Consider the following 8,322-nt stretch of genomic DNA (forward strand, 5'->3'; position numbering starts at 1 on the left):
TGAAATTTTTCAAATAAATAGATTAGAAGCATATTCAGATCATCTATATTTTGAAACTTTAGATTCTGCTAAAAACTTAGAGGAGATTGAACTTAAACAAAGTTTGAACGGAACTTGGAAATTTCAATTTAGTAAAAATCTAGATGAAAGAGAAGAAGAAGTTTTACAAAGAAAATTTTGATTCAAACCATTTTAAAGATATTATTGTCCCAGGGCATATTCAATTACAAGGTTTTGATAGGATGCAATATATCAATACTTTATATCCTTGGGATGGAAGAGAGCAGCTAAGACCACCTCATATATCTGAAGTTGATAATCCTATTGGAAGTTATATTAAAGAGTTTGAATTAAATGATAATCTTATCAATAAAGATATATTTATCTCATTTCAAGGAGTAGAAACAGCTTTTTCTTTTTGGATTAATGGTAATTTTGTAGGATATAGTGAAGATTCCTTTACTCCATCTGAATTTGAAATAACAACTTTTTTAAAAAAAGGAGTAAATAAGATAGCTGTAGAAGTATATAAAAGAAGTAGTGCTAGTTGGTTAGAAGATCAAGATTTTTGGAGATTTTCTGGAATTTTTAGAGAGGTTTATCTCTACGCTATTCCTAAACTTCATATCAAAGACCTCTTTATAAAAACAAAGTTAAAAGATAATTTTAAAAAAGCTGATATTAAGGTAGAGTGTCTTTTTAATAATAAAAACTTAAATGGATATTTTAAAGCTGAAGTTTACGATCATAATAAAAATAAAATTTTAGAAACTCCAAAACAAAAAATAAATGAAAAATCAGAAATATTATTTTCATTAGATAATATTAAACTTTGGAGTGCTGAATTTCCAAATCTTTATAAGTTACTCATAATAATAGAGGATGAAGATAAAAACATAGTAGAAGTTATTCCACAAAACTTTGGACTAAGAGAGTTTAAATTAGAAAATGGAATTATGCTTTTAAATGGAAAAAGAATAGTATTTAAAGGTATTAATAGACATGAATTTAATCATAAAACAGGAAGAGCTATCTCTAAAGAAGATATGCTTTGGGATATTAAATTTATGAAAAAATATAATATAAACGCTGTGAGAACTTCTCATTATCCTAATCAATCCTACTGGTATAAACTGTGTGATGAATTTGGAATATATGTAATAGATGAAACAAACTTAGAAAGCCATGGTTCTTGGCAAAAAATGGGAGCTTGTGAGCCTTCATGGAATGTTCCTGGAGATAAACCTGAATGGAGAGAGTGTGTTCTAGATAGAGCTAAATCTATGTTAGAAAGGGATAAAAATCATCCTTCCATTCTTATTTGGTCTTGTGGTAACGAATCCTATGCTGGTGAAAATATCTTAACAATGACAGATTTTTTTCATAAAAGAGATAACTCTAGGGTTGTACATTATGAGGGATGTTTTTGGAATAGAAAATATGACAAAATTTCAGATATGGAAAGTAGAATGTATGCTAAAGCAAAAGATATTATCAAATACTTAGAAAACGATCCTCAAAAACCATATATAAGTTGTGAATATATGCATGCTATGGGAAATTCATGTGGTGGAATGGTTAAATATACAGAACTTGAAGAAAAATATGAAAAATATCAAGGTGGTTTTATTTGGGATTATATCGATCAAGGTATAGAAGTTGAAAAAGAGGGCAAAAAAGTATTAGTTTATGGTGGAGATTTTATGGATAGACCTACTGATTACAGTTTCTGTGGTAATGGAATTGTATTTGCTGATAGAACAATAACTCCAAAAGCTCAAGAATTAAAATTTTTATATCAAAATGTAAAAATATATCCAAATGATAAAGGATGTTTAATAAAAAATAGAAATCTTTTTGATAACCTAAAAAATTATAATCTTTATTATTCCATTGAACAAGAAAATAAAACATTACAAAGTGGTATATTAAATATTATTTGCAATCCTGGAGAAGATATTCAAGTTGAGATTCCATGGCTTAAGGATATAAAGGGCGTTTATACAAAAAATGTTAGTTTAATTCTTACAGATGATACTCTATGGGCAGATAAAAATTTTGAAGTAGCTTATGGTCAAGAAGTTACAGAGGAAATAACTGATATCTCTAAACCAAACAATATTATTAAAGTGGTAGAAGGTGATGGAAATATTGGGGTTTATGTAGGAAAAACTAAAGCTCTTTTCTCAAAAGATAAAGGATTAGTTTCTTTAATTTATGATAAAAATGAATTAATCATAGAGAGACCTCAACCTGTGTTCTGGAGAGCAAGTACTGATAATGCTAAAGGATATTCTCATCCATACAGTTGTTCTATGTGGCTAGGGGCTTCTCTCTATCAAAAAATAACTTTAAAAGAATGGAATTTTAATACTCAAAAAAATTATATTCAATTAAAATATATCCATCAATTACCTGTAATACCTAGTACAGAATTAGAATTAACTTATATAGTTCAAGGAAGTGGAGATATAAAAATTGAGGTAAATTATAAAGGCATAAATGGATTACCTGAGTTACCTCTTCTAGGAGTCAGATTTAAATTACCAAAAAGCTATGCAAACTTTAAATACTATGGAAAAGGACCTCTTGAAAACTATATAGATAGAAAAGAGGGAGCTAAACTAGGGGTTTACTTTGGAAAAATAGAAGATAATCTAACACCTTATCTTGTTCCTCAAGAGTGTGGTAATAGAAGTGATGTCTACTGGTTTGAAGTATTAGATAAAGAAAATAGTGGAATTAGATTTAGTAAAGGAAGTCAAGTTTTTGAAGCTCAAGCACTACATTACAGTTTTTTAGAATTAGAACAAGCTAATCATATTTATGAACTCTCAAATCCAAATTATACATATGTAACTATTACTATGCAACAGATGGGAGTAGGTGGTGATGATAGCTGGGGAGCCCCTGTGTTAGAGGAATATTGCATTCCTAGTAATAAAAATTATAGTTATTCTTTTTATATAACCCCTACTAAACTTAGTTAAATGAAATAGGAGAAAGGAATAATTTAGTATATCAACTACTTAATTATTTTCTTTCTCCTATCTTTTTTATATTTTTTAGTTATTCTTTAAATTAAAAAATAATTATTTCTTTATTAACCCTTCTTTTTCTTGAATTTTTTGAAGATCATATCTTATTTGCTCTTTAACTATAGCTATATATTTTGCTAAAACTTCTCTTTTCTCCCATAAAAGTTTTTTTTGCTCTGGATCTGTAGATGTTTCAAACTCTGGGCTATTTATAAATTTATCCAATCTCTCTAATCTTGCTACCTCTGTATCGTACTCTTCCTTAATATACTTTATATTTTTTTCAATACTCATACTTGTCCTCCTTTTATTTCATAAGCTTCTTTAGTCTTACCTTAAATTAATTATACTCTTTTTATATAATTTTACAAGCTATTTTTAATTTAAACTTAAACTAATTGTAGTAATAGCTCTTCATACTCTTTCATTGAAGTTCTTGCATATTTCCCTAGAGCTAATAAAGCTATTAAATTAGGTAATACCATCATTCCATTGAACATATCTGCTATCTCCCAAATCAATCCCACCTTTAAAGTTGAACCTATTACAATCATAATCATAACAATAGCTCTGTAGATATTAATTGAATATTTACTTTTAAACAAATATCTAACATTAGCTTCTCCAAAGAAATACCATCCAATAATTGTTGAAAAAGCAAAGAAAAATAAACAAATAGCTATAAAAACATCTCCATAACTTCCTAAGCTTTTAATAAAAGCATTTTGTGTAAGAACAATTCCTTCACCTTCACTTACATTAGAAGTTATTATTACTAAAGCTGTTCCTGTAAGAACAACGAAAGTATCTATAAATACTGTAATCATTGCTACGATTCCTTGTTCTCCACAATGTTCAACCTTAGCTATAGCATGGGCATGTGGAGTTGACCCCATTCCTGCCTCATTAGAAAATAACCCTCTAGCCACTCCATATCTTATAGCTTGTTTCATACTCACACCTAAAGCTCCCCCTAATGCAGCCTTTGGATTAAAAGCTGAAACAAATATAGAGCTAATTGCAGGAATAATCTCCTTATAATTGATAACAATTATTATTACACAAGCTAAAATATATAACCCTGCCATAATAGGAACTATTTTCTCAGTAACTGAAGCTATTCTTTTTATTCCACCAAAAAAGACAAAGCCAGATAAAATAGAAACTATCACTCCTATCAAAAGTGGAGATACTCCAAAAGCTGAATTAAAAGCTACTGAGATAGAATTTGCTTGAACCGCATTTCCCATAAGACCAAGGGCTAATATACAAGCTACAGAAAAGAATATAGCTAATCCCTTTGAAAGCTTTCTACTTTTTAATGACTCCTCAATATAATATGCAGGTCCTCCCGTTACTTGACCATTAACTCTTCTTTTAAAAACTTGTCCTAATATAGCTTCAACATATACAGTAGACATTCCAAAAAAAGCACTTACCCACATCCAAAATATAGCTCCTGGTCCTCCAGAGACTATTGCTGTAGCTGCTCCTGCTAAATTTCCTGTTCCAACCTGAGCCGCTATAGCTGTTGCTAAAGCCTGAAAAGATGACATCCCATTTCTATCTGCAGATTTTCCCTTTAAATTTACAGAACCTGTTACCTGTTTTATCCCTTCAGAAAATTTTCTTAACTGAATGAAATTTAACTTAAAAGTAAAGTAAATACCTGTTCCTAATAATAAAAGAATTAAAAAATTCCCCCATAAAAATTCATTAATTTTTGCTACAATCTCTTGCACTTTGATTCCTCCTGTTTTCTTTGTTTAAATTGAATAAAAAAAGAAGGTAATAAATACCTTCTGGAAATCAAAAAAAGAATTATACAAAAAATAAAAAGTTGCTGCATAATTCCTCTGTCCTTTTACCTGAGAGTTTAGTCCAAAATTGGGTTTGCTCCTTCGGTGCTCAATGAGTCTCTCCAGAGGTTCGTCCAATATAGGTCCTTTTGCCTGAAAGATTTACTTCGTCGGCGGCTAACATCTTGCTCTCTCCCTATACCTTCATCCGATTTTTCTATTCAATTCATTTATGAAATAAATAATAAATTATTTTTTCTAATTTGTCAACCTTTAATTTTTACTTTAATCTTTTAAGTCTTTTAAATATTGAATTTTTATTGAAGTTTCCTTTATATAATAATCTAAATATTGAGTATCTAATCCTTGATTATTTTCTTTATATTTAATCATTCCTGTGGAAAAATTTTCAAATTTTCTTTCTAAGTTAGCTCTTTTTTTTTCCTTAATCTCTTCACTCATAAGATTATCTAAATTTTTTGATAATTTTAAATATTGATTATTTACACCATCTGGAGTATATGAGCTACAAGCACTGATAAAAAAAGATAGTACTGATATCAAAATCAACTTTTTTATCATAAAAATATCACCTATAAAAAAATGGCGACCCCGATGTGGTTTGAACACACAACCTATTCCTTAGGAGGGAATTGCTCTATCCAATTGAGCTACGGGGTCTTTACCAAAGTATTATACACCATATTTTCTAATTTGAAAAGGATTTTTTTTACTATGTTAAACTTTTAAGCATATACATCAAATGCTTATGTCCTATACCACTTAAACTCCCTATTTTATATAAATAATTAACAACTTTTTCTCTTTTACTTAGATCTAAATTGGAATACTTGTAAAAAGATACTACCTCTCTCAATATATGAGCATCACTTCCAAAAGTAGCTGTTAAATTATATTTTTCCCTTAACTCTCCAGCTAATAAATTTCTAACCATAGGTAAAGCATGATTGTGTGTTTCTAACGAATCAACTTTTGGTATTATATCATATATATAATTTTTATTATTTATAAAATTTTTTTGAACAACACCATATATATGTGGAATAGATTTATGACACTCCCATTGATTTAAAACATCCAGGTATTCGTATATTCCCCTATAAGTTTTTGCCATTCTTTTTTGATTTCTATATGGCTCAACCTCTTTTCTGTAAAACTCTTCCAAATCTTGCATCTTTTTAAAATATACTAACATTTCAAATCCATCTTCACAACCAACTTCTATTCCGGGAACATTTCTTATTCCCATCTCATTTAATTTTATAGCTCCCCTGATATCATTATGGTCTGTTACTGATAAAAGGTATCTCTTGTCTTCTACAAAACTTTTTAAAAACTCCGGCTTAATAAAGCTATCTGAAGCAGTTGTGTGTATGTGTAAATCATAATAAAAATCTCCTATATATCTGATATCACTCTCTATAAAAGGAAAGAAAAAATCAGAAAGTTTTTGAAATTCAATCATAATAACTCACTCTCTTTCATTTTACATTATCGGAGCTAATAATCTACATACTGACTCCTTAAATTTTATATAATACCCTCTCTTACTATACTCACTTCTTAACAATTTACTACTTAATTTTATATCCTCGTGAAATATCTCTCTAAAGGTTGTAGCTACATCTTTTTCATAAATATTTACATTTATCTCAAAGTTCTGATAAAAACTTCTATAATCAAAATTAGCTGTTCCTGTTGTTATAACTTCATCATCTACTATAATTAACTTACTATGTATAAATCCATTATTATACTTATAGACTTCAACTCCAAAATCAAGGAGCTCTCCAACAAAATATTGATTAACCCAATATATAAAAAAGTGGTCTGGTTTGCTAGGAATCATAATTTTAATCTTTACTCCTGATAAAGCAGCTATTTTTAAAGCATCTAATATACTATCATCAGGAACAAAATATGGAGTTTGAATATAAATATATTTTTGAGCTTCCATTATAAGCTTTAATGCATTATCTCTTATTGTTCTAAATTGATAGTTTGGACCACTACTTACAACCTGAATATGACCTGTATGTCTTCCTTTTGTTTCAATTAACTTTTCTAAAACCTCTTTATTATATTTATACTCTTTCTTTAAAAGAATTTTTTCATTTTTTACAATATTCCAAGAAAAATAAAATTCTTGCTCTAGTTCTAAACAAGCCTCCCCAAATATCCTAAGTCCTGTATCTCTCCAATATCCTAATCTACCTTTTCCTAAATATTCATCACCTATATTAAATCCACTTATATACCCCAATTTTTTATCTATTAAACACAATTTTCTATGATCTCTATAATTTGCTCTTAAATTTGCAATTTTAAAGAAAGGAAAGTGTGAAGGAAAAAAGATGCCAGTCTTTACACCAAAATGGTTTAATTCCCTTAACATTTTTCTGCTATAACCACCAGCACCGTCTACTATAACCCTAACCTCTACTCCCTCTTGAGCCTTTCTTTTTAAAACATCTGCTATTTTTTTACCTAATTCATCATTTCTAAAAATAAAATACTCCATTGCTATACTCTCTTTTGCTTCCATTAAATCATTGATAACAGAATCGAAAAACTTATTTCCATCAATAAATATATCAGTTATATTCAATGAAGTTAACTTATTTTTAGATGAAACTTCTACATAGGATATAAGCTGTTCCCATCTCATTAGCTCTTTATGCTGAGAAAATCCCAATATCTCTCGACTATATAGAAATTTCCATTTATAATATTCATTTACAACTCTCTTTTTTCTAAAGCTTAATCCAAAGAAAAGATATGCAATAAAACCAACATATGGAGCAAGAACCAAAAGCACTATCCAAAATAGTGTAAATAGTGGATTTCTTCTTTCTAATAAAACAATAATTACAACAAAGATTATATTTATAAAAACTATATAATCCCTAAAAAAATTAAATAATATTTCCATAACCTCACCTCAATATTTATTGTAGCATTTTTTTTCAAAAAAATCTTGACATTTTTATAATTTTTTGTTGTGTATTTACAATTTTTAAGTTATACTAATAGTGAACAATTTTTTACAAGGCAGGTGAACAACTATGAAGAGCTTTTTTGATAAATTTGAAAAAGAGCAAAAATTTAATCTCTTTGTTGGAGATTTTTTAAACAAAATTTCTGGTTATCCAACTAGAACTGATATCTCTGAAGCTATTCTTTCTGAGATAAAAAGCTCAGCTAAAGGCTATATAAAAGATCTTAATTCTTTTTCTGATATAGTTCAAGCATATCTTGATGCTGTTATTGATACCAAGAAAAATTTGATTAAACAAATTAAAGAAAATTTTGAATATAGATACAATACTAATTTGGATGCCTATAATAATATTATTAATTCAAAATATTTTGATACTATTTTCACACTGAACTTTGATACTATAATATAAAATAATTTTTCTAATATAGTAAATAAAATAACTCCTTATGAAGTAAAAGATAAA

7 protein-coding genes, 1 tRNA gene and 1 riboswitch are annotated in these 8,322 nt (G+C 28.2%); of the genes, 2 read left to right on the forward strand and 6 right to left on the reverse strand.

Going from position 1 to position 8,322, the window contains the following annotated elements; all coding sequences use genetic code 11:
• Positions 1–143: 143 nt before the first annotated feature.
• Positions 144–2,990: a DUF4981 domain-containing protein gene (locus IAA47_05050; protein MBU3842335.1), complete on the forward strand. Its 2,847-nt coding sequence runs from the start codon at positions 144–146 to the stop codon at positions 2,988–2,990.
• Positions 2,991–3,092: 102 nt separating this feature from the next.
• On the opposite strand, the gene IAA47_05055 is transcribed toward IAA47_05050, so the two are convergent.
• From IAA47_05055 to cls, 6 genes are all read right to left on the reverse strand, one after another.
• Positions 3,093–3,332, reverse strand: a complete 240-nt coding sequence (locus tag IAA47_05055; protein ID MBU3842336.1) for a hypothetical protein — start codon at positions 3,330–3,332, stop codon at positions 3,093–3,095.
• A 95-nt stretch (positions 3,333–3,427) separates the two neighbouring features.
• On the reverse strand, positions 3,428–4,780 hold the full coding sequence (locus IAA47_05060; GenBank protein MBU3842337.1) for a sodium:alanine symporter family protein: 1,353 nt from the start codon (positions 4,778–4,780) through the stop codon (positions 3,428–3,430).
• A gap of 104 nt (positions 4,781–4,884) precedes the next feature.
• Positions 4,885–4,973, reverse strand: a riboswitch (glycine riboswitch).
• 149 nt (positions 4,974–5,122) lie between these two features.
• Positions 5,123–5,416 (reverse strand): hypothetical protein, encoded by a 294-nt coding sequence (locus IAA47_05065; GenBank protein ID MBU3842338.1) that lies wholly within the window; start codon positions 5,414–5,416, stop codon positions 5,123–5,125.
• Positions 5,417–5,441: 25 nt separating this feature from the next.
• Positions 5,442–5,518, reverse strand: a tRNA-Arg gene (locus tag IAA47_05070).
• A gap of 52 nt (positions 5,519–5,570) precedes the next feature.
• Positions 5,571–6,323 (reverse strand): PHP domain-containing protein, encoded by a 753-nt coding sequence (locus tag IAA47_05075; GenBank protein MBU3842339.1) that lies wholly within the window; start codon positions 6,321–6,323, stop codon positions 5,571–5,573.
• Between the two features lie 21 nt (positions 6,324–6,344).
• Positions 6,345–7,790 carry a cardiolipin synthase gene (cls, locus tag IAA47_05080; GenBank protein ID MBU3842340.1) on the reverse strand — a complete coding sequence of 482 codons (1,446 nt, stop codon included), beginning with the start codon at positions 7,788–7,790 and terminating at the stop codon, positions 6,345–6,347.
• Positions 7,791–7,923: 133 nt separating this feature from the next.
• Between cls and IAA47_05085 the strand changes: the two genes are divergently transcribed.
• Positions 7,924–8,268 carry a hypothetical protein gene (locus IAA47_05085; GenBank protein MBU3842341.1) on the forward strand — a complete coding sequence of 115 codons (345 nt, stop codon included), beginning with the start codon at positions 7,924–7,926 and terminating at the stop codon, positions 8,266–8,268.
• The last annotated feature ends 54 nt before the right edge of the window (positions 8,269–8,322 follow it).

Source organism: Candidatus Fusobacterium pullicola (assembly GCA_018883725.1).
In the GTDB taxonomy this organism is placed as follows: domain Bacteria; phylum Fusobacteriota; class Fusobacteriia; order Fusobacteriales; family Fusobacteriaceae; genus Fusobacterium_A; species Fusobacterium_A pullicola.

What these genes read in the sequence shown, in the direction of transcription:
- IAA47_05050 (MBU3842335.1), top strand. Translation starts at nt 144, where the DNA reads ATGAAAGAGAAGAAGAAGTTTTACAAAGAAAATTTTGATTCAAACCAT.
- IAA47_05055 (MBU3842336.1), bottom strand. Translation starts at nt 3,332, where the DNA reads ATGAGTATTGAAAAAAATATAAAGTATATTAAGGAAGAGTACGATACA.
- IAA47_05075 (MBU3842339.1), bottom strand. Translation starts at nt 6,323, where the DNA reads ATGATTGAATTTCAAAAACTTTCTGATTTTTTCTTTCCTTTTATAGAG.
- cls (MBU3842340.1), bottom strand. Translation starts at nt 7,790, where the DNA reads ATGGAAATATTATTTAATTTTTTTAGGGATTATATAGTTTTTATAAAT.
- IAA47_05085 (MBU3842341.1), top strand. Translation starts at nt 7,924, where the DNA reads ATGAAGAGCTTTTTTGATAAATTTGAAAAAGAGCAAAAATTTAATCTC.